This window comes from Streptomyces sp. NPDC001393 (assembly GCF_053597455.1).
Genome location: NZ_JBSFIH010000058.1, coordinates 32,380 through 52,876 on the forward strand (window position 1 = coordinate 32,380; position 20,497 = coordinate 52,876).

General features: G+C 70.3%; 24 protein-coding genes, 2 pseudogenes and 1 riboswitch. Of the genes and pseudogenes, 15 read left to right on the forward strand and 11 right to left on the reverse strand.

Annotated elements, in window-relative coordinates:
• Window positions 1-2 precede the first annotated feature (2 nt).
• From ACWC2T_RS38060 to ACWC2T_RS38080, 5 genes are read left to right on the forward strand one after another with little or no spacing between them, the layout of a single operon-like run.
• Window positions 3-224, forward strand: a complete 222-nt coding sequence (locus tag ACWC2T_RS38060) for a hypothetical protein (protein WP_450674902.1) — start codon at window positions 3-5, stop codon at window positions 222-224.
• The gene (locus ACWC2T_RS38065) at window positions 221-1,270 is read left to right on the forward strand and encodes a CobW family GTP-binding protein (protein WP_450674903.1); all 1,050 of its coding nucleotides are present in this window, start codon (window positions 221-223) and stop codon (window positions 1,268-1,270) included. The genes ACWC2T_RS38060 and ACWC2T_RS38065 overlap by 4 nt, the downstream gene beginning before the upstream one ends.
• On the forward strand, window positions 1,267-2,292 hold the full coding sequence (locus tag ACWC2T_RS38070; protein WP_450674904.1) for a WD40 repeat domain-containing protein: 1,026 nt from the start codon (window positions 1,267-1,269) through the stop codon (window positions 2,290-2,292). Before ACWC2T_RS38065 ends, ACWC2T_RS38070 begins: the two co-directional genes overlap by 4 nt.
• A complete protein-coding gene (locus ACWC2T_RS38075) occupies window positions 2,289-2,690 on the forward strand; it encodes a (2Fe-2S) ferredoxin domain-containing protein (RefSeq protein WP_450674905.1) in 402 nt (133 codons plus the stop codon). The genes ACWC2T_RS38070 and ACWC2T_RS38075 overlap by 4 nt, the downstream gene beginning before the upstream one ends.
• Window positions 2,677-3,039, forward strand: a complete 363-nt coding sequence (locus ACWC2T_RS38080; protein WP_450674906.1) for an ArsR/SmtB family transcription factor — start codon at window positions 2,677-2,679, stop codon at window positions 3,037-3,039. Before ACWC2T_RS38075 ends, ACWC2T_RS38080 begins: the two co-directional genes overlap by 14 nt.
• Window positions 3,040-3,063: 24 nt before the next feature.
• Here ACWC2T_RS38080 and ACWC2T_RS38085 read toward each other — a convergent pair whose 3' ends face one another.
• On the reverse strand, window positions 3,064-3,444 hold the full coding sequence (locus ACWC2T_RS38085; RefSeq protein WP_450674907.1) for a hypothetical protein: 381 nt from the start codon (window positions 3,442-3,444) through the stop codon (window positions 3,064-3,066).
• A 167-nt stretch (window positions 3,445-3,611) separates the two neighbouring features.
• Between ACWC2T_RS38085 and ACWC2T_RS38090 the strand changes: the two genes are divergently transcribed.
• From ACWC2T_RS38090 to ACWC2T_RS38120, 7 genes are all read left to right on the forward strand, one after another.
• A complete protein-coding gene (locus ACWC2T_RS38090) occupies window positions 3,612-4,571 on the forward strand; it encodes an ATP-binding protein (RefSeq protein WP_450674908.1) in 960 nt (319 codons plus the stop codon).
• 45 nt (window positions 4,572-4,616) lie between these two features.
• Entirely contained in the window at window positions 4,617-5,009 is a 393-nt protein-coding gene (locus ACWC2T_RS38095) for an SCO5389 family protein (RefSeq protein ID WP_450674909.1), read from the forward strand.
• Window positions 5,010-5,319: 310 nt separating this feature from the next.
• A complete protein-coding gene (locus tag ACWC2T_RS38100; RefSeq protein WP_450674910.1) occupies window positions 5,320-6,297 on the forward strand; it encodes a metal ABC transporter solute-binding protein, Zn/Mn family in 978 nt (325 codons plus the stop codon).
• A gap of 9 nt (window positions 6,298-6,306) precedes the next feature.
• Window positions 6,307-7,248: a metal ABC transporter ATP-binding protein gene (locus tag ACWC2T_RS38105; protein WP_450674911.1), complete on the forward strand. Its 942-nt coding sequence runs from the start codon at window positions 6,307-6,309 to the stop codon at window positions 7,246-7,248.
• Entirely contained in the window at window positions 7,235-8,146 is a 912-nt protein-coding gene (locus ACWC2T_RS38110; RefSeq protein WP_450674912.1) for a metal ABC transporter permease, read from the forward strand. Before ACWC2T_RS38105 ends, ACWC2T_RS38110 begins: the two co-directional genes overlap by 14 nt.
• A complete protein-coding gene (locus ACWC2T_RS38115; RefSeq protein WP_450674913.1) occupies window positions 8,143-9,012 on the forward strand; it encodes a metal ABC transporter permease in 870 nt (289 codons plus the stop codon). Before ACWC2T_RS38110 ends, ACWC2T_RS38115 begins: the two co-directional genes overlap by 4 nt.
• A gap of 13 nt (window positions 9,013-9,025) precedes the next feature.
• Window positions 9,026-9,484 carry a Fur family transcriptional regulator gene (locus ACWC2T_RS38120; RefSeq protein WP_450674914.1) on the forward strand — a complete coding sequence of 153 codons (459 nt, stop codon included), beginning with the start codon at window positions 9,026-9,028 and terminating at the stop codon, window positions 9,482-9,484.
• A 35-nt stretch (window positions 9,485-9,519) separates the two neighbouring features.
• Here the strand turns inward: ACWC2T_RS38120 and ACWC2T_RS38125 are convergent, their stop codons facing one another.
• Both ACWC2T_RS38125 and ACWC2T_RS38130 read right to left on the reverse strand, forming a co-directional pair.
• Window positions 9,520-10,224 (reverse strand): cation transporter, encoded by a 705-nt coding sequence (locus ACWC2T_RS38125; RefSeq protein ID WP_450674924.1) that lies wholly within the window; start codon window positions 10,222-10,224, stop codon window positions 9,520-9,522.
• A gap of 20 nt (window positions 10,225-10,244) precedes the next feature.
• Window positions 10,245-10,580, reverse strand: a complete 336-nt coding sequence (locus tag ACWC2T_RS38130; RefSeq protein ID WP_450674915.1) for an ArsR/SmtB family transcription factor — start codon at window positions 10,578-10,580, stop codon at window positions 10,245-10,247.
• A gap of 114 nt (window positions 10,581-10,694) precedes the next feature.
• Between ACWC2T_RS38130 and rpmF the strand changes: the two genes are divergently transcribed.
• Both rpmF and ACWC2T_RS38140 read left to right on the forward strand, forming a co-directional pair.
• Window positions 10,695-10,865 carry a 50S ribosomal protein L32 gene (gene rpmF / locus ACWC2T_RS38135; protein ID WP_450674916.1) on the forward strand — a complete coding sequence of 57 codons (171 nt, stop codon included), beginning with the start codon at window positions 10,695-10,697 and terminating at the stop codon, window positions 10,863-10,865.
• Window positions 10,866-10,871: 6 nt separating this feature from the next.
• Entirely contained in the window at window positions 10,872-12,053 is a 1,182-nt protein-coding gene (locus ACWC2T_RS38140; protein WP_450674925.1) for a GTP-binding protein, read from the forward strand.
• Window positions 12,054-12,094: 41 nt separating this feature from the next.
• Here the strand turns inward: ACWC2T_RS38140 and ACWC2T_RS38145 are convergent, their stop codons facing one another.
• The 8 genes and pseudogenes from ACWC2T_RS38145 to ACWC2T_RS38180 form a co-directional block, all read right to left on the reverse strand.
• Window positions 12,095-12,826 carry an MgtC/SapB family protein gene (locus ACWC2T_RS38145; RefSeq protein ID WP_450674917.1) on the reverse strand — a complete coding sequence of 244 codons (732 nt, stop codon included), beginning with the start codon at window positions 12,824-12,826 and terminating at the stop codon, window positions 12,095-12,097.
• Window positions 12,827-12,922: 96 nt separating this feature from the next.
• Window positions 12,923-13,210, reverse strand: a pseudogene (locus ACWC2T_RS38150) (glyoxalase); the annotation flags it as partial.
• Between the two features lie 25 nt (window positions 13,211-13,235).
• Window positions 13,236-14,873, reverse strand: a complete 1,638-nt coding sequence (locus ACWC2T_RS38155) for an NRAMP family divalent metal transporter (protein WP_450674918.1) — start codon at window positions 14,871-14,873, stop codon at window positions 13,236-13,238.
• Window positions 14,874-15,187: 314 nt separating this feature from the next.
• Window positions 15,188-15,361: riboswitch (M-box (ykoK) riboswitch) on the reverse strand.
• A gap of 70 nt (window positions 15,362-15,431) precedes the next feature.
• Window positions 15,432-15,695 carry a hypothetical protein gene (locus ACWC2T_RS38160; protein ID WP_450674919.1) on the reverse strand — a complete coding sequence of 88 codons (264 nt, stop codon included), beginning with the start codon at window positions 15,693-15,695 and terminating at the stop codon, window positions 15,432-15,434.
• A gap of 27 nt (window positions 15,696-15,722) precedes the next feature.
• Window positions 15,723-15,905, reverse strand: coding sequence for a GNAT family acetyltransferase (locus tag ACWC2T_RS38165; protein ID WP_450674920.1), 183 nt, complete (start codon window positions 15,903-15,905; stop codon window positions 15,723-15,725).
• Between the two features lie 702 nt (window positions 15,906-16,607).
• Window positions 16,608-18,059: an LCP family protein gene (locus ACWC2T_RS38170; protein WP_450674921.1), complete on the reverse strand. Its 1,452-nt coding sequence runs from the start codon at window positions 18,057-18,059 to the stop codon at window positions 16,608-16,610.
• A 64-nt stretch (window positions 18,060-18,123) separates the two neighbouring features.
• Window positions 18,124-18,465 carry a hypothetical protein gene (locus tag ACWC2T_RS38175; protein ID WP_450674922.1) on the reverse strand — a complete coding sequence of 114 codons (342 nt, stop codon included), beginning with the start codon at window positions 18,463-18,465 and terminating at the stop codon, window positions 18,124-18,126.
• A 746-nt stretch (window positions 18,466-19,211) separates the two neighbouring features.
• Entirely contained in the window at window positions 19,212-20,117 is a 906-nt protein-coding gene (locus tag ACWC2T_RS38180; protein ID WP_450674923.1) for a heavy metal transporter, read from the reverse strand.
• 122 nt (window positions 20,118-20,239) lie between these two features.
• On the opposite strand from ACWC2T_RS38180, the pseudogene ACWC2T_RS38185 reads away from it, so the two are divergent.
• Window positions 20,240-20,497, forward strand: a pseudogene (locus tag ACWC2T_RS38185) (hypothetical protein); the annotation flags it as partial.

Below are 20,497 nucleotides of genomic sequence, written 5' to 3' on the forward strand. Positions count from 1 at the left end.
CGGTGCGCGCCCTGCTCGATCTCGACGACGACACCGCCGTCCTGATCCGCCAGCTCGCCTGCACCGAACCAGGCTGCCCGCCGCTGGAAACGGTCGTCGTCGTGCTGCCGATGGAGGGCGACGCCCGACGCTGGACTTGCACCGCCCCGCCGACCAGATCACCGAGGACGACCTGCGGGCCGCCCTGCTCGCCGCTGAACAGCACGACTAGGAGACCGATTTGACCACCCCCGTAACCGAAGAACCGCGCGACGTGGGGGCACCCCCGGACGAAGTCTGGGGGAGGGTCCCCATCACCGTCCTGACCGGCTTCCTCGGCTCCGGCAAGACCACCCTCCTCAACCGCATCCTCACCGAGAACCACGGCATGAGGATCGCGGTCATCGAGAACGAGTTCGGCGAGGTCGGCATCGACGACGCCCTCGTCCTCGACGCCGAGGAGGAGATCTTCGAGATGAACAACGGCTGCATCTGCTGCACCGTGCGCGGAGATCTGATCCGCATCCTCGGTGCGCTGATGCGGCGCCGCGAGAAGTTCGACCACATCCTCATCGAGACCACCGGCCTCGCCGACCCCGCGCCCGTCGCGCAGACCTTCTTCATGGACGACGAGATCGCCGCCCAGCTGCGGCTGGACGCCATCGTCACCCTCGTCGACGCCGCCCACGTGCTCCAGCACCTGGACGAGGTCAAGCCGGAGGGCGTGGAGAACGAGGCCGTCGAGCAGATCGCCTTCGCCGACCGCGTCGTCCTCAACAAGACAGACCTGGCCGGGGAGGAGACCATCGGACAGGTCGTACGCCGCATCCGGGCCATCAACGGCGGAGTGCAGATCATCCCCGCACAGCACGCGCGCATCAATCTCCACGAAGTGCTGGACGTGGGCGCGTTCGACCTTGAGCGGGTGCTCGCCGACGACCCCGCCTTCCTCACCGAGACCGAGCACCAGCACGACACCACCGTCACCTCGGTCGGCATCGAGCTGACCGGGGAGCTGGACGAGGACCGGCTCAACGCCTGGCTCGGCCAGTTGCTGCGCACCAAGGGGGTCGACCTCTTCCGCTCCAAGGGCATCCTGGCCATCGCCGGAGCGCCCAAGCAGTACGTCTTCCAGGGCGTCCACATGCTGCTGGACGGCACCTTCGGACGCGACTGGGCGGAAGGCGAACGCCGCGCGAACAAGCTGGTGTTCATCGGCCGCAACCTCGACCGCAACGCCCTCGAACGCGGTTTCGCCGACTGCCTGGCCACGACGGGGGCAGTTGCGTGAGTACGACGGTGCAGTCCCCGCTCGCCTGGGAAGCCGGCGTCGACGACGCACCTGTCGCCCTCAGTGCGCGGGGCGATCTGGTCGCCGTCGCCGGGGCCGAGGGGATGGTGAAGGTTCTCGACGCGGCGATGGGCGCCGAGATCGGGGCGTTCAGCCTTCCCGGAGGTGCACTCGCGGTCGCGCTCTCCCCGGATGCCGGGCACGTGGTGGCGACCGGTCCGATGGGGTACGCGCTGTGGCGCCGCTCCGACGGGCGTACGACGGTGCGGGAGTCCGGTGCCTGGTCGGCGGCCGCCGCCTGGGCCGACGGCACCCGGGTCGCGGTCGCCTCCGGCCGCCGCGCGCTCGTACTCGACGCGGACGGCGGCGAGTTGTGGCGTACGGAGCCCGCGGCGTCCACCGTCACCGACGTCGCCTGGATGCGGCAGGGGCGGCGCCTGGCCGTGGCGGCGTACGGGGCCGTGCGCTGCCACGAGCGGCACACCGAGAAGCCGGTCGCCACCTACCCCTACGTCGGCTCGCACCTCGCGCTCGCCGTCGCGCCCACCGGGAGGTGGATCTGCAGCGGCAACCAGGACGCCTCCATCCATATCTGGCGCGCCCGCGACGGCGGCGAACTGACCATGTCCGGTTACCCGGAGAAGGTCTCCCGGCTCGCCTTCGACGACACCGGCTTCTGGCTGGCCGCCGACGGCGCACCCGACGTAACCGTGTGGGACTTCTCCGGCAAGGGCCCGGAGGGCACGGCTCCGCGCTCGCTGCGCTGCCACGAGACGGTGACCGCGCTGGCCTGGCGGCCGGGCGCCGGCGGGCACCTCGCCAGCGGCGGCGCCGACGGCACCGTAGCCCTGTGGCACGCCACGGCCGGGCGGCCCCAGGCGCGCCTGCGGCCCGCGCGCGAACTGGACGGCACGGGCGCGGCGGTCGCCGCAGTGGCCTGGACGGGTCCCCACCTGCTGGCCGTCGCCTGGCGGGACGGCCGGATCCGGACGTACGGCGTGCCGTCCCGGACCGCGCTGTGAACCGGTCCGTCATCCGGGCGGCCGCTCCCCGCCCCTGCACGATCGTCGTGTGCCGGGGCTGCTGCTGCGGCAACCCGCGCAAGCACCCCGGCACCGACCACGCCTGGCAACTGGACCGACTGCGCGCCGGCGCGGCAGAACACGGCTTCCAGGTCCGTACGACGGACTGCCTCGGCCCCTGTGACCAGGCCAACGTCATCGTCGTCCAGCCCTCCACCGCCGGGCGTCGGGCCGGGGGCCGCGCCGTCTGGGTCGGCTTCGCCATGGACGACGACAGCACGGACGACCTGCTGCGCTGGGCGCAGGCGGGCGGACCCGGCATCGCCGAACCGCCCGCCACCCTGGCCCTCCAGCTGATCCGCCCGCCGCGCGAGGCCCGCGCCCGTGCACGCCGATGACCTCGACGCCGGCGGCCGCGGCATCCTCGCGGCCGCCCGGCTCGACGAAGCCACCGCCGCCTCCGTCGCCACGACGCTCCAGGCCCTCGCCACGCCATCCCGCCTGCTGATCCTCACCACCCTGCGGCAACGCCCGTACCCCGTCGGCGAACTCGCCGCCGGCATCGGCATGGAACAGTCCGCCGTCTCCCACCAACTGCGCCTGCTGCGCGCCCTGGGTCTGGTCACCGGCCGCCGCGACGGCCGGCGCATCGTCTACAGCCTCTACGACGACCACGTCGCCCAACTCCTCGACCAGGCCGTCCACCACATCGAGCACCTGCGCCTCGGCGTACGCGACATCGGCTGACGCACAGCATCCAGGAGCAGTGCGTCAGTTGAGGTGTGCCACCTGCTGCGGCGCCGGGGCCGCGCGCAGCCGGTCGGGCAGCGTGCCGTCGTCGGGCATTCCGGCCCGAAGCCACTCCCCCACCGCCTCGGCGTCGGCTTCCGTCACCAGCGGACCGAGGCGTACGACGACACCACTCGGCCTGCGGTCGGCCCCGCACGGCTGCACGGCGGCATGCAGCCCGCGGCGCCCGCGGCAGTGCAGCACCCTCGCGAGGCAACCGGTGGAGACCATCACCCCGTGCGGGCACTCCCGGACCGCACGGCGCAGGGCGTCCATCACCCGCCCCCTCGCGGCGGCACGGCATGAGCCGCAGACCACGAGGGTGAAAGGGCGGCTCTGACGGCCGCCTGCGGTATCGCTCATCTCTGAGTCTCCTCCGTGTGGGTGAAAGGGATCCCCCGCTTGCCGCTGCGGGCGCCCCAACAGGCCATGGCTGTCGGCAAGTTGAAGCCCTGGCGATTTGACAGCACCCGGCCACACCCCCAGCCTATGCTTATGACATCCATTTTCAATATAGGGAGTGGCTAGCCATGCGCGTTGCCTTCGTCGGCAAGGGCGGCAGCGGCAAGACGACCCTGTCGGCCCTCTTCTCGCGTCACCTGGCGCACTCGGGAGCGCCGGTCGTCGCGATCGACGGCGACATCAACCAGCACCTGGCGAACGCCCTCGGCCTCGACGAGGACGAGGCCTTCGCTGCGCCGCCGCTCAGCGTGCGCACCGGTGAGATCAAGGAGTACCTGCGGGGCACGAATCCGCGGATCCCTTCCATCGAAGCCATGGTGAAGACGACCCCGCCCGGACGCGGATCCCGGCTGCTGCGGCTGCTCGGCGACGACGAGGTGCACAGCCACCACGTCCAGGAGGTCGGTGGCGTACCGCTCATGGTCACCGGCGCCTTCGCGGAGAGCGACCTGGGAGTGGCCTGCTACCACTCCAAGCTCGGCGCGGTCGAGCTGTACCTCAACCACCTCGTGGACGGACCCGGCGAGTACGTCGTCGTCGACATGACCGCCGGCGCCGACGCCTTCGCCTCCGGCCTGTTCACCCGCTTCGACATGACGTTCCTGGTCGTCGAACCTACCCGCAAAAGCCTCTCCGTCTACCGCCAGTACCGCGACCACGCCGCCGAGTTCGACATCCCGGTCGCCGTCGTCGGCAACAAGGTCACCGGCGAGGACGACCTGCTCTTCCTCAAGGAGCACGTCGGCGACGATCTGCTCGCACACCTCGCGCAGTCCTCCTACGTACGCGCCCAGGAACAGGGCCGCGGCCACGGCGAGTTGGAGCCGCACAACACCCGCACCCTGGACCTGCTGCGCGCGGCCGTGGACGCCCGCCCCAAGGACTGGGCGGCCTTCCAGAGGCACGCCGTGGAGTTCCACCTGCGCAACGCCGCCGCCTGGGCCAACGAGGCCACCGGCCAGGACCTCGCCACCCAGGTAGACCCGGACTTCCGGCACGGCCCCACAGCACTGACCGCCCTCGTCTGACCTTCACTCCCTCAAGAACAGAACCACAGAACAGGACAGCCCTTCATGTCACTCGACGTCTCCCCGCAGCTGCTCACCGAAGCCGAGAACGGCGAGGTACGGGAGCAGGACTTCGTGGAAACGGTGCGCACCTCCCTGCCGTATGCCTACGACCTCATCGCCCGCCTCGCCGAGGAACTGCGGTCCGGCACGGCGGAGTTCGCCGACAACCAGACCCCGCCGCCCTCCGAGAAGGAGCGCGGCCAGCTCCTGCGCGCCCTCTCCAGTGACGCCATCCGCGGCAGCCTGGAACGCCATTTCGGCATCGCCCTCGCCTTCCAGAACTGCCACCGCGTCGCCGCCTTCCACCCCGAGGCACGCGGCGGCGAGACTCACATCCGCTTCACCTCGCTCCGGGCGCAGATCCTCAACCAGTCGCCGGAGTTCCGCGACTGCTGAACCACTGCCGGTCGCGACCGCCGACTGCCGGAGACGGCGTTCGGCAGTCAGGCCGGCCACTTCGCCCCCTCGGCGGCCGTCGCCCACCAGGACACCCGGTCCTCGTGAGCGACGGCCGCCAGCGCTTGTCCCGGCGGCATCCGCCGCACCCCCTTCCTGCAGCCCCCGAGCAGTCGTACGCCCGGTCAAGAGATGGCAACGGTTTTCATCTGGCATTGATCTGAAAATCATTTCCATCTAGCGTCGAAGGTGTCGCCACACGGTCGGCGCGTGTCCGTCGCGCGCCCGGCATCGCCCGAAGGAGCTCCGCATGTCCACCGCCCCCGCCTCCCGTTCCACCCGGCCGACCGCGAGGATCGCACTGGTCACCGCGACGGCCGCCCTGACGGCCGTGACGGCGACCGCCTGCTCGACCTCCTCCTCGCACACCACCGACACCGCCGCGACCGGCAGCGCAAGCGGGTCGGGCAAGACGATCCAGGTGGTGGCGGCCGAGAACTTCTGGGGCAGCATCGCCTCCCAGCTCGGCGGCAGCCACGTGAAGGTGACCAGTATCATCACCAACCCTGACGCCGACCCGCACAACTACGAGCCGACCGCCGCCGACGCCCGTACCGTGGCCGGCGCCCAGTACACGATCGTCAACGGCATCGGCTACGACGCCTGGGCGGACAAGCTGCTGGCCGCCAACCCCGGCAGCGGACGCACCCAGCTCAAGGTCGGCGACCTGGTCGGCATCAAGCCGGGCGGCAACCCGCACCGCTGGTACTCCCCCGACAACGTCCACCAGGTCATCGAGAAGATCACCGCGGACTACAAGAAGATCGACCCGGCCGACGCGGCCTACTTCGACCAGCAGAAGACGACCTTCGAGACCAAAACGCTCGGCGATTACAACAAGCTCATCGCCGACATCAAGGCGAAGTACGCGGGCACGCCGATCGGTGCTTCCGAGTCCATCGTCACGCCGCTCGCCGAGGGCCTGGGGCTGAAGATGCTCACTCCGGAGACGTTCCTGGACGCGATGAGCGAGGGCTCCGACCCCACGGCCAAGGACAAGGCCACCATCGACCAGAAGATCAAGAACAAGCAGATCAAGATCTACGTCTACAACTCCCAGAACTCCACACCGGACGTGCAGGCGCAGGTCAAGGGGGCCAAGGCCCAGGGCATCCCGGTCGCCACGGTGACCGAGACCCTCACCCCCGCCGGGGCCACCTTCCAGCAGTGGCAGACCACCCAGCTGCAGGGCATCGAGCAGGCCCTGGCCAAGGCCACCGGGAAGTGAACTGAAGCCATGAACCCGATAGCGAAGGCCCGCGAAGCCGTCACACACACCGGCGGCCACGCCATCCCCGGCCACCGAGGCGGGGGTCACGACACGGCCGCAGGAACAGGAAGCGGCCCGGTGGTCGCCCTGCGCGGCGCCGCCGTGCGCGTCGGCGGCCGGACGCTGTGGTCGGGGGTGGACCTTCACATCGGGGCCGGCGAGTTCACCGCCGTGCTCGGCCCCAACGGCGTCGGCAAGTCCACCATGATCAAGGTTCTGCTGGGTGCTCTGCCTGCGGTGGCCGGCGAGGTTCGGGTGCTCGGCGCCCGGCCCGGGCAGGCCAACGACCGCATCGGCTACCTGCCGCAGCGGCGCAGTTTCGACGCCAATCTGCGCATTCGCGGTGTCGATGTGGTGCGCATGGGCCTGGACGGTGACCGGTGGGGGGTGCCCCTGCCGATCCCGAGCGCGCGTCGGCGGTCCGCCCGCGCGCGGGTGGACGAGGTGATCGAGCTGGTCGGAGCATCGGCGTACGCACACCGGCCCATCGGGCAGTGTTCCGGCGGCGAGCAGCAGCGCCTACTGATCGCCCAGGCACTGGTCCGCAGGCCCGAACTGCTCCTGCTGGACGAGCCGTTGGACAGCCTCGACCTGCCCAACCAGAGCGCCGTCGCGGCGCTGATCGGGCGCATCTGCCATCACGAGGGTGTCTCGGTGGTCATGGTCGCCCATGATGTGAACCCGATACTCCACCACCTGGACCGGGTGGTGTACCTGGCCGAGGGCGGCGCCGCCGCAGGCACACCGACCGAGGTCATCACCTCAAAGACGCTGACCCGGCTGTACGGCACACCGGTCGAGGTGCTGCAGACCTCGGACGGGCGGCTGGTCGTCGTGGGCCAGCCGGAGGCACCGGCCGTGCACACCGACCGGCACGACACCCCGGGGAGCAGTCATGCTGCTGGCTGAGACAGGGGCACCAACCTGGTCGTGGAACCTCCTGACCGACTTCCAGGACATGTGGTCCTATCCCTTCATGGTCAACGCGTTCCGCGCCGGCGCGGTCGTGGCCGTGGTCTCGGCGGTCGTGGGGTGGTTCGTGGTGCTGCGGCGGCAGACGTTCGCCGCGCACACCGTCTCCGCCGTCGCCTTCCCCGGCGCCGCCGGAGCGCTCCTGCTCGGGTTCAGCGCGGTCTACGGCTACTTCACGCTGTGTGTGGCCGCCGCGCTGGTCATCGCGGCCCTGCGGGGCGGCGGAGAGCACGAGGAGTCGGCGCTGACCGGGACCGTGCAGGCGTTCCTGCTCGCGTCCGGCTTCCTGTTCACCGCCCTGTACAGAGGGCTGCTGGAGGGGCCGCAGACCATCCTCTTCGGCACCTTCCTGGGAATCACCTCCTCCCAGGTGACCGTGCTGACGGTGGTCGGCGCGGTGGTGCTCGCGATGCTGGCGCTGATCGGACGGCCGCTGCTGTTCGCGTCGGTCGACCCGCAGGTCGCCGGCGGGCGCGGGGTGCCGGTCCGCGCCCTGTCGGTGGTCTTCCTCGTCCTGCTCGGTGCGGCCACCGCCGAGGCGAGCCAGATCACCGGGACCCTCCTGGTCTTCGCGCTCATGGTGATCCCGGCCGCCACCGCGCAAGTCCTCACTGCCCGCCCGGCGTTGAGTCTGGCCCTGGCCGTCCTGCTGGCCTTCGCCGCGACCTGGCTGGGGCTGACCGCCGCCTACTACTGGCCCTACCCTCTGGGCTTCTTCGTGACGACCATCGCCTTCGCCGGATACCTGCTCGCACTGGGCCGACGCTCGCTGCGCGAGGTACTCACTCGCACCCGGGCCGGGGCCACGCCCGCTGCCAAGGAGGTGGTCGCATGACGGTCCTGCTCGCCGCGTCCCCGTTGTCCCACCCGTTCTTCCTGCACGCCTTCCTCGCCGGGACCGCCATCGCCGCAGCCTGCGGGCTGGTCGGCTACTTCCTGGTGCTGCGGGCCCAGGTCTTCACCGGGGACGCGCTCAGTCATGTCGCCTTCACCGGCGCGATGGCCGCTCTCGCCTTCGGCGCCGACCTTCGCCTCGGACTGTTCGCCGCCACCATCGCCATGGCGCTGCTCTTCGGCACCCTCGGCCGCAAGGCGCGACCCGACGACGTGGTCATCGGGAGCGTCTTCTCCTGGATCCTGGGCCTGGGAGCCTTCTTCATCACGCTCTACACGACCTCGCGCAGCACCACGAACGGCACCGCCGGCGTCAGCGTCCTGTTCGGCTCCATCTTCGGCATCTCCTCCAGCAGCGCGGCCGTCGCCGCCCTGGTGGCCGCCGGGGTCGGCCTGCTGGTGGTCCTCATCGCCCGACCGCTGCTGTTCGCCACGCTCGACGAGGCCGTGGCCGCCGCCCGCGGGGTACCCGTCCGGCTGCTCGGCTACGGCTTCCTCGCCCTGGCCGGGATCAGCGCCGCCGAGGCCACCCAGGCGGTCGGTTCCCTGCTCCTGCTCGGTCTGCTCGCCGCCCCTGCGGGCGCCGCGATCCGGATTACCGATCGCCCCTACCGTGCGCTCGCCCTCTCCGCAGGGCTGGCGGTGCTGGAGATGTGGGCGGGGCTTTTCGCCTCGTACGCGGTGCCGAAGATGCCGCCGAGCTTCGCCATCATGGCCGCCGCCACGGCCGTCTACGCCGCGACCTTCCTGATACGACGCCCGGTCCCCCGTCCTCGTACGCGCACCGCCGTCCCCACCGGCACATGAGCGAAGGCACCCGATGGCACCCGACCGCCAGCACACCCCCACCCCCTCGCACGACGTCACGCTGATCGGCCGCCTCACCCAGCAACGCACCACCGTGGTCGAGGCGCTCATCCGGGCCGACGGCTTCGTCGGCGCCCAAGCCCTCCACAACCAGCTCGCCGCCGCCGGCTCACCGGTCGGCCTCTCCACGGTCTACCGCACGCTGGCCGGCCTGGCCGCCGTCGGCCGGGCCGACATGGTGCGCGACACCAGCGGTGAACGCCTCTTCCGCTACCGCCCGGGACCGGAACACCGCCACTACCTCATCTGCACCGAATGCGGCCTGAGCCGGCCCGTTGACTCCGGCCCGGTGGAGGAATGGGCCGACACGGTCGCGCAGACCTCCGGGTTCGCGAACGTCCGGCACACGGTGCAGCTGTCCGGGGTGTGCCCGGACTGCGGCCGACGGCTGGCAGCGGACGAGCACCGGTGAACTCCGGCGCCACTTCCTTTCCGGAGTGGTCACCGTCAAGGGCGGCAGTCGCAGCCCGGAGCACAGCCGCAGGCATCCGCCTCCCGCCGACCCTCGTCCGGCACGGCGGCCAACGGCGTTGCGCAGCACCCCTGCCCACGCCACGCGTCGCGCCCCTCCTTCACCGCGACCGCGGCGATGACCAGGGCCGCGAGCGGATCCGCCCACGACCAGCCGAACACGGCATTGACGACCAGGCCCACCAGCAGCACCGCCGACAAATAGGTGCACAGCAGGGTCTGCTTGGAGTCGGCCACGGCAGATGCGGAGCCGAGTTCCCGACCGGCGCGACGCTGGGCCGCCGACAGGACCGGCATGACCACGAGCGAGAAGGCAGCCACCACAACCCCGGGCAGGGAGCGCGTGGCCTCGCCTGAGCCGGTCAGGGCCCGTACGGCATCGACGGTGACGTAGGCGGCGAGCGCGAAGAACGACAGCGCGATGATCCGCAACGCGGTCTTCTCCCGGGCCTCACGCACCGCGTGTTCGCGGGCGGAGAACTGCCAGGCGACAGTGGCGGCCGAGGAGACCTCGATGACGGAGTCGAGGCCGAAGCCGATCAGCGCGGCGGACGAAGCCAGGGTCCCGGCCGTGAGGGCGACGGCCGCCTCGACGGCGTTGTAGGTGATGGTCGCGGCAACCAGCAGCCGTATCCGCCGGGCAAGCGCGCCGCGCCTGGCCGGGTCGGGGCCGAAGGACATGGATATCTCTGCGCTCACGGTCAGCAGCACCCCTTGTCGTCCGCGTCGACGCACGTCCGGTCGCCCTCGACGGCGACCACGGCGGTGCGCAGGTCGTCGAGCGCGTGGCCGAGGCGTTCGTCGGCGAGTTCGTAGCGGGTGCGACGGCCGTCGGGGACGGTGACGACCAGGCCGCAGTCACGCAGGCACGCCAGGTGGTTCGACAGCCTGGTGCGCGAGACGCCCAGCGCGTCGGCCAGGTCAGCGGGATAGGCGGGTGCTTCCCGCAGGGCGAGCAGGATGCGGCAGCGGATCGGATCGGCGAGCGCCCGGCCGAACCGGACCAGGACCTCGATGTCGGAGGCAACAGTCAGCACACCGACAACGGTACACGGATTCCTGAATTCACGGAAACATGAATCATGGATCACTTCGTAATGGTGTTCATTTTCATGTAGCCTCTACTCGCCATCCCAACCAGGAGGATTCCCATGGCCGTTCCCAAGCGGAAGATGTCCCGCAGCAACACCCGCCACCGCCGCGCCCAGTGGAAGGCGACCACGCCGGCGCTCGTACCGGTCATCGTCGACGGGGTGTCATACCTGGTACCGCAGCGGCTGGTGAAGGCGTACGAGCGCGGCCTGCTGCGACCCGAGGACTGAGCGATGATGCCGCCCGGCCCCTCCGGCCGACTGCCCGTCACCGTCCTGTCCGGATTCCTCGGCGCCGGCAAGACCACCCTCCTCAACCACGTCCTCGGCAACCGCGAAGGACTGCGCGTCGCGGTCATCGTCAACGACATGAGCGAGGTCAACATCGACGCCGCCCTGGTGCGCGGCGGCGAGGCCGCCCTGTCACGCACCGAGGAACGCCTGGTCGAGATGACCAACGGCTGCATCTGCTGCACCCTGCGCGACGACCTGCTCGAAGAGGTCGACCGGCTGGCCCGAGAGGGCCGCTTCGACTACCTGCTCATCGAGTCGTCCGGCATCTCCGAACCCATGCCGGTCGCCGCGACCTTCGCCTTCGCCCGCGACGACGGCGCCACCCTCGGCGACCTCGCCCGCCTGGACACCATGGTCACGGTCGTGGACGCCGCGAACTTCCTGCCCGAGCTGGCAAGCGGCGACGAACTCGTCGAGCGCGGCCTGGACCAGTACGAGGACGACGAACGCACCGTCAGCGACCTGCTGATGGACCAGATCGAGTTCGCCGACGTCATCGTCCTGAACAAGCTCGACCTTGTGGACAAGGAGTCGGCCGACCGGCTGCGAGCGACACTCACCCGCCTCAACCCCGCCGCACGTCTCGTCCCGGCCGTCCACGGCCGCGTGAAGGTGGGCGACGTGCTGGGCACCCGGCTGTTCGACCTGGAACGCGCCCAACAGGCCCCCGGCTGGGTGAGGGAACTCAACGGCGACCACGTACCCGAGACGGAGGAGTACGGCATCTCCTCCACCGTCTTCCGCTCCGAACTGCCCTTCCATCCAGGCAGATTGTGGACGTTCGTGACCGAGGAACTCGACAGCGGCGCGTACGGACAGATCCTGCGCTCCAAGGGCTTCTTCACCCTCGCCAGCCGCCCGCACGTGACGGGCCTGTGGTCACAGGCCGGCTCCGTCGCACGCTTCGAGCCGTCCGCCGCCCGCGACACCGAGAGCCCCGAATGCCAGGAACTGGTCTTCATCGGCACGCACCTGCACGCGGACGCACTGCACGCGGCACTGACCGACTGCCTCATGGCCGACGGCGAGAGCCTGCCGCCCACGGACCCGTTCCCCACCTGGGACACCTACGGCATCGACGACACCTGCGAGCATGAGCATCCCGAACTCGTGGCGGGCCCCTGAGGACCCCGGGCCGGGCGGCCGGAGGGCGCTGCCCTGGTGCGTCAGGCCAGCGCCCGCGGGCGTTCCCGTTCGGACTCCTCGTCGTCCACGTGCCAGTGCAGGTCGCTCACGCCCGGCTCCAGGGACAACCGGGAGATGACCTGCTCCAGTGCGGCGGCGACATCGCCGTTGATCATGACCGCGGCACGCAGGCTGGCCGCCTCGCCCTCCCGGCGGGCACGCAGCCCGGTAGGGGCGAGTCCGGAAGCGGTCAGGGTCTGCAGCAGCAGGGCGCGCAAGTGCGTCTCGGCACTGCGCTCGCACACCAGGTGGACAGTGGCGTGGACAGTGGCATCAGGGTCCGTACCGGAAGCCGGCGCCCGGTCCAGCAGCCGCCCGGCCGGCCGCAGCACAAGGTGGACGGCCAGGACCACTACGGTACCGAGGACGGCCAGGCTCAGCTTGCCGGAGGCGGCCAGCACTCCGACGGCCGCCGAGCACCACAGGGTGGCGGCGGTGTTCAGGCCGCGCACTCCGGCCCCGTCGCGCAGGATCACGCCACCGCCGAGAAATCCGATGCCGGACACCACGTAGGAGGCGACCCGGGTGGGGCTGCCCATATCGCCGACGGCCTCGCTGTACAGCACGAACAGGGTGGCGCCGGTGGCGACCAGGGCGTTGGTGCGCAGGCCCGCCATCCGGGCCCGCCACTGCCGCTCGACGCCGATCAGCGCGCCACAGGCCACCCCGGTGCCGAGTCGAGTCAGGAATTCGACGGTGGTCAGTGCGTGCACGAGGCACCTCCTTGAGGACCGGGGCCGCGAGCGGCCGGATCATATGCGTGACAGTGACGCCCCAGGCGGTATCCGCACGGCGTCCGGCGCCGGACGTCAGGCGAGCGGCTCGAGGAATTCCAGGCGGTTGCCGACGGGGTCGGTGCTGTAGAAGCGGCGGTGGCCGGGCAGGTTGTCGTCCCACACGACCGGCGCGCCGTGTGCGGCGAGGCAGTCGGCGAGGGCGTCGATGCCGGTCACCCGCAGCCCGGGGTGGGCCTTCTGCGCGGGCCGGAAGGGGTCTTCGATGCCCAAGTGGAGCCGCACGCTGCCGTCAGGGGTGGCGAACCAGCAGCCACCCCGGGCGGCGAGCACCGGTGGCTTGGGGATCTCGGTCAGGCCGAGGGCGCACCCCGGCCGGTGGGGGGACTCAGTGGCCGAGGGCCACTTCCACGATCTTGATGACGACGAGGATCATGGCGATGAGGAGGTAGGTGCGCAGGGCGCCCATGCCGAGCTTGCGGGCGGTGGACATGGTCGGCCGGGTCAGTGTGGCCAGTGCGGGCATGCGCCAGGTGTCCCGGCCGATGCGGTCGATCGGGTCTTCCTTGGTGTTGGTGCGGCGGCGCGTGAAGGCGTACCCGGCGGCCAGCACGCCGACGATGCCGCAGGCGGCCATGATGTCGAGGATCGCGGTCGCGGAGATGTCCGGGAAAAGCACCGAGGCGGTCAGGATGATCGACAGGGCGACCAGGACGCCGACGACGGCCGAAGTGAACGCGTTGGTCTTGGGGCCGTTGACCCAGGGGCCGAGGACCTGCTTGTCATTGCAGAGAAGGAGCAGGAACACGCTGGCGGAGGGCAGCAGGACGCCGGCGAGGGTCTGGACGCCTTCGGTGAGCAGGCCCAGCGGGGAGCCGGGGATGAGCACGATGGCGGCGGCTGCGGCGACCAGGCCGGCGTAGACGGCGTAGAAGCCCTTGGCTTTCTTGACGCCCCGGTGGAGCGAGTGCCGGATGCCGAAGACGTCCCCGATCGCGTAGGCGGTGGACAGGGACACGGCGAAGGCGCCGATGATGGAGGCGTCCAGCAGCGCGATGGCGAACAGCACGCCGGCGAGCTTGCCGGCCTTGGCCTCCAGACCGGTGGCGATGCCCCCGGCGTCCGTGAAGTTCCCGAAGCCGTGGGTGCCGGCGAAGGCGGCGGCGGTGAAGCCCATCATGGCCGCCGCGCCGATGACGACCACGGCGATGCCGATCCACAGGTCGGCCTTCTCGTACTTCATGAAGCGCGGGGTGATCCGCTTGTCGATCACGTACGACTGCTGGAAGAACAGCTGCCAGGGGGCGACCGTGGTGCCGACGATGCCGATGATCAGCAGCATGACGGTGGACAACTGCCCGGTACCGCCGGGCATGTTGGGCACGACGAAGTCCCGTGCCATCTGCGAGGCGTGCGGGTGGACCATGCAGTAGACCGGCACCAGCAGCAGCGAGGCCGCGCACAGGGTGATGGCGACCCGCTCGAAGCGGCGGAAGGAGCCGGTGAACGCCGAGGCGACGATGATGGCGGCGGCGAGCACCACGGAGGCGGCCTTGGGCAGGCCCAGGTAGCCGGTGGCCAGGGTGATGCCGATGAACTCGGTCACCAAGGTGAGGGCGTTGAGTAGGAACAAGTCGATGACACTGAACGCGCCCCAGAACTTGCCGAACCGCTCCAGGATGAGCCGGGCGTGGCCGACGCCGGTGACGGCGCCCAGACGCAGCACCATCTCCTGGTTGACGAACAGGACGGGGACCAGCAGGAGCAGGGTCCACAGCAGGTGGGTGCCGTAGTTCTGGCCGGCCTGGCCGTAGGTGGCGAAGGCGCCGGCGTCGTTGTCGCCGACCATGACGATCAGGCCGGGCCCGACGATCGCCAGCAGTGTCTTGAGCTTGGCGGACAGGCCGGTGCGGGGTGCGGTGTCGTCGAGCCGGATGGTGCCGAGCGCACCCTGGATGTCGCCGACGTGCGCGTCGTCCAGGACCGCGGAGCGCGGGGCCTCGGACATGTTGGTCACAGTGGTCATGACGTACCTCCCGAATCCCCCCAATTGGGGGAGGCAGGGGGCACGCGAAAGCCATCCTCCCCGCGCGAGCGCGCAGGACGGCAGCCCGTCACGGCGCACGGCCGTGCGGGGGCGCGAGACGCGGACGGAAATCCGCGCAGGGAAGGTGGTTACCGCGTGCCGGAAGAATGCGAGGACAAGCGGGTAAGGGGCCGACTGTGGCCCGGACTACTGCAACTGCAGTCCATGTCTCTCGCCTCCTTCCGGCCGGAGACACGCACGGCGCGCGTCGACGTCGACTCGGCAGGGAGCGGACCGGCGCGCAGACTGCGGCCGGTACACCCCAACTCGTCAGAGCTTTGGCACTCCACGGCGTAATCCCCCTGCAAGGGAAGCCACTTGGCCTCACCCCTTAGGCCGGGGAGAGGTGTCCTGACCCTGGGCGTCTCTCGACGTCGTGGGGTCAGTGGCCTGTGTCCGTGAAGACGCCTCACCGAACGAGGTGCCCTTTTCAAACCTCAAAGAGTGTAGCCCAACGCTTGCATGTTTGCGCAAGTCATTGATGACCTCTTGACGCGGTCACGGACCATGGCGTACGTCGCCCGGACCGATCCAGTCATCGATCACGGCGACCTTTACCCCGGCGTCCAAGGCCAGGACCTCGGGCGTGACACCGGCGCTCCAGGCAGCGACGACGGCACGCCGAAGGTCCTCCGCACGCGTCGCCAGCCCGGCCTCGGCGGCCTCCGCGGAGGCCGCCATCAGGGCCCCCGCGTCCTCGGTCAGCCGTTGCGCCGCCTGGCGCACCGCGAGGCGTTCCTGTGCCCACCGCTGATCGTTCACCGCCTGCCTCCCCGGGACCGAGCCGGATCAGTCCTGCGTGGCCGACCGGGCAAGCTTGACACCGAGTCCCAGCAGGCGCACCGGCATCCCGACACCGCAGGCATCGGCTACGGCGAGGACCGCCGGCTCGGCGACGGGGAGCAGCGTCCGCAGGCCACGCTCGGCCACGGCGGGCAGCGTGAACCGGGGCAGTGTGATCGTGATCGTCATGACGCACCTCCGCCTGATCGGCACCCGCTGGCGGACCGGAGGCAGGCGTGATGACTGTCCGGAATACTCTGGAGAGCCAGGCCGTCAGACAGCGGTGCGGTGCCCGCCGGACGCCCGTGGTGCCACGGAATGGGAGCTGGGACTACTGCTGCAGGAACTCATCCCGTTCACCTCCTCGCGCTCGCGGCGGTCAGATCGGGCAACGACGCATCGCGCCCTCCGGCCAGGGTACGCCCTCCCATGGCGCGACGACATGCCGAAGCCCACCGAGGCGGTTCTCGCACCTGCACCACTGGACGGGACGCGGCGACCCGGATCGCGGACGGCCACGAGTCGGGGTGCACGGGCCACCGCCGTGTGGGCCGGTCTGCTCGTTGCCGAGTCGTACGACGCCACGCCGGAGGGAGGCGGGAGTCAGATGAACCGCACTTGCAGTAGTCCGGGCCACAGTCGGCCCCGCATCCGATCGACCTCGCCCACCCTCGGCACCCGGTAACGCCACTCGTCCACCTGCGCTTTGGCCGACCTGACACCTGCGCCGCCCTACGCCGCCACGGGCGGCCGGGCCGCCTCGGGTCCGCCCATGCTGCGAACCATGTCTCTCGCCTCCTTCCGGCCAGGGATACGCGCGTCGACGTCGACTCGGCAAGAAGCAACCCGGTCCTGGATCACCGCTCACGCGAGTCACGCATCGAGGGTGGGTCAGTTGACGCACGGCACACCGCCCGCCTTCACGGCCGGGCCGGAGTCGTCCGCTGTTGCCGTGCTCGACGCGGATGCGGTCGGCGTCCGGGTCGGAGCTGCCTGACCGGGATGCGTGTAGTCCTCGCCGAGGGTGACGACGACGTGGCCCGCGGACACGGCAGGACTGGAAGCGGCGGTGCCGGCGTGGAGCCGGCCGGCGATCTGCTGAGCCGCCTGCTGTGCCCCGGCGCCGTAGCGGACGGTGGTCGCAGGCTGCGTGGTGGTGTTGCCCGTGGTACCGGCCGTGTAGCCGAGTTCGACCAGAGAGGAGAGCGCCTTCGAGGCGAGGCCCCGACCGCCGTTGCCGTTGATGACATCCACGGTGGCGGGTGCGGCCGCAGTGGTGCCGGAGGCCGCGGGAGACGGGGCACCGGCCGCTCCGAAGGCTTGCTGCACGATCGACTTGATCTTCTCCGGATCCACGAGGTTGACGTCCTCGCGGTTGCGGATCCCGAAGCCCTCGATGGGCAGGGTGTGGAACACCACGTTGCCGCCGGTGAGGTCCGGGGCCTGCTGTGCGAAATCGAGCACGTTCCAGCTGCTGTCGAGAACGACGTCCTTCTTCACGACGTCGAACAGTCCTTGAAGCTTGGACGGGCTGCCCCAGACACCCTCCGTCTTGAGCTGATGCGTGACTGTGGAGATGAAGGCCTGCTGCCGGCGCGTACGGTCCAGGTCCCCGGCGTCCAGCCCGTGCCGCTGCCGTACGAAGGCCAGCGCCTGACGGGCGTTCAGCTGCTGCACGCCGGCCGGGAAGTCGGCACCCGAATAACGGTCCTTGACCGGGTGTTTGAGACACACCGTGATGGGCTGCAGAACCTTGGCGATGTCGTAGAAGCCGAGGAGGTTGATCTCGGCGAAGTGGTCGATGGGCACACCGGCGAACTGCTGCACCGTCGCCAGCGTCGCCTCCCGGCCGGCCTCACGGCTTTTCGCTTCCAGATCCGCGCCCCTGACGCCCTGGGCGGCGTACTTGTCGTGGGCAGTGGTGTACGCGTTGGCGTACGCCTCCTTGATCTTGAAGTGGCCCTGCACCGAGCCGTCTCCGTTCAGCGTCTGCACGTAGTCGTCGCGCGGGATGGAGAACGCCTGCACCTTGCCGCCGTTCGCGGGGATGTGCATGAGGATCAGGGTGTTGGTGTTGTAGTAACCGATGTCGCTGGACCCGGCGTGCAACTCGCTCTGCACGAACTGCCGTGGCAGGTCGTTGCCGTTCATGTCCTTGCGCGAGTCGAGACCTATGAGCAGCAAGTTGACCGCGTTGTCCAGGTGTCGGGGCGCCTTGCCGCGGACCGCGTCGAGCGCATCAGAGGTGGTGAGGCCGTGCGTCAGGGACCGGTAGGCGTACCAGGTCGCACCGCAGCCGAGCAGCAGAGCCGCCGAAACCGTCCATGTCGCAACACGCAACATGACAAGCCAGGGCGCCCTGCGTCCGCGTGTGACGGCGGCCGGGTACGAACGGTGTCGCATGCTCTCAGGCACGATCCCTCCTGTTCATTCCGTACCGGAGCACGGCTACCGCCAGCGCCACGACGACCACCGCGCACTCCGCCGCGGCCATCGCCGGGAACACCGCCACGGCCCACCGCACCAGCCGCGTGGCCAGCGGACCGTGCGACGTCAGCACCGTCCCCGCCGTGACAACGGCCACAGCAAGGGCCGGCAGCGGTGCCACGGACCCCAGAGTGCGGCGACGAACCGCCGCCAGGGCCGCGAGCAGGGCTCCCGCCGTCGCTCCCACCACCACACCCCAGCCGGGCTCCCGGCCGACCAGGGCATCCACCCCGTCCCCCAGAAGCAACGGTCCCAGCAGCATCGCTGCGATGGCCCCTGCCCGGGGCCGACGCACAGGAGGCGCGCCGCCCTCGTCCCGCCGCGAGCGTCGTGCACGGAATGTGTCTTCGGACGGCGTCCGCTCTCCGGTCCGACCCTGAGGGACCACCCGACCGTGCGTCACGGAGCTGTGCTGCCGCTGCGCGCCGATGGCGCTGTTGACGCGTTCCTGTTGATGGCGCATGCGCTCGCTCTCGCTCATCTCGACGCGGGCAACACGGCTGAATCCGGAGTGTCGCCCCGACTGCTACCAGTGAGACGAAATCGGACCCCTGATGGTTGCACAGTCACGCAAGTAGGCAAGTGTTTGAGCTGGGTTGGTCCTCGTAGGGTCAAACGGTGGAGGGGCGTGCCCCGGACTGAGCGACCTCGTCGGCAATGTCACGCACGGGACGGCGACCATAGCCGCGCGCCGGCCGGCGGGGGCGCGGTTCGCGCAGCCCGGCGTTACCCAGAGTGCGGGACGGACGCATTGATCGCAAGACTCGGACTGCGCGATACTCCCGCGTCGATCCCCGGGTCCGGCACATGCGGGAACGACAGGCCCTGGCACCCATGCCGAGCAGGTCGGCGATCCCGCGATCGCGGACACAGGCCACGTGCTGATGGATCAGTGCCGCTCAAGGCGCGCTGTGGCCCATTGCCGTTCGTCTCCTACGCCGGCTCGTCCATGTTCGCCGTGTGTGGCGGTGGGGCTCCTTCAGATGATGAAGGTCCGCCCGCGCGGGCCTAACCCAGCTCCACCGCCAGCATCCCGGTCTGCCGGGAATCGGGGGTGCTGTGCGTCCAGCCTCGGTCCGAGGCGGCACTGCTCCAGCGCCGGCCGTCGAATGTCACGGATGTGGCGTGCAGTGCGGTGGCGTGGCAGAGCAGCCACAGGGCGAGGGACCAGCCTGTGGAAGCCTGCTCGGTCGCAATCGGGAAGCTGACGCTGTCGCCGCCGGTCGCGGGCAGGGCGACCGGCGCGTCGCCGAACTCCCGTCGGACGGCTGCCGCGACACCGCTGCCGCCACCGGCCTCGCTCACGCCACCCGCCGCGCTGCTCGCTGTATCGGAGGGAGCCGGATCGGCCCCACTCACCGTGCAGTTCAGCGCCGGCCCCTCCCGCCCCGTCAGCACGTCGGCCAGCGTCGCCGCCATGGCCTCATGTGCTGCGTAGGCCTCCGGGTAGCCGCTGTGCTGGACTCGCTGCGCGGCGACGGTGACCGGAAGGCCGAGGTAGTCGGGCACCTTGACCAGCGCGTCGAAGAACTTGCCCGACGCGTAGACGGGGTCGCGGATCTGGGCGGGAGTGCCCCAGCCCTGGGACGGGCGCTGCTGGAACAGGCCGAGGGAGTCGCGGTCCCCGTACGTCAAGTTGTGGAGTTTGGACTCCTGGATCGCGGTCGCCAGGGCGATGGTGACGGCGCGTTGCGGCAGGCCGTGCGCGTGGGCCACGGCCGCGATGGTCGCGGCGTGGGATGCCTGGTCCAGATCGAGCGTGACGGTCGTGCCGTCCGTGCCATGCGCCGTGCATTCGTCGGGAGTTGCCGAGCGGATGAGCCGGACGGCGAGATAGCTCACGAGCGCCAGGACCACGCTCACCCCGATCAGCACCGCCCACGCCTTGCGGCGCCCCCTCCTGCGTGCCGCCACGCCGACCCTCCTCTTACCTGGCCTCGGCTACAGTTCAGTTGCGTTATTGCGCAACCATATAACCCTGTTGGCCAAGTCCCGCAGCGGGAATCGAGGGGGTGGACCCGATCGAGGGGGAAAGCATGACTGGTCGGCGTGAACCGGCGAAACTGGCCGTGTGGCCGGGCCGGTCGGGACGCCTGAGTGACCGGAACCTGGAGCTCGTCCTGCTCCTCGGCGCCATCCTCATCTGCTGCTACGGCTATGCGGAGACGGCCCTCGCCGTCAGCGGCAAGCTGCCGCCGGGTATGGCGCTGACCTGCCTGACGGCAGCCGCGATGCCCGTGGTGTGCCATGTCACCGTACGCCGGTTCGCACCGAACGCCGATCCGCTGATCCTG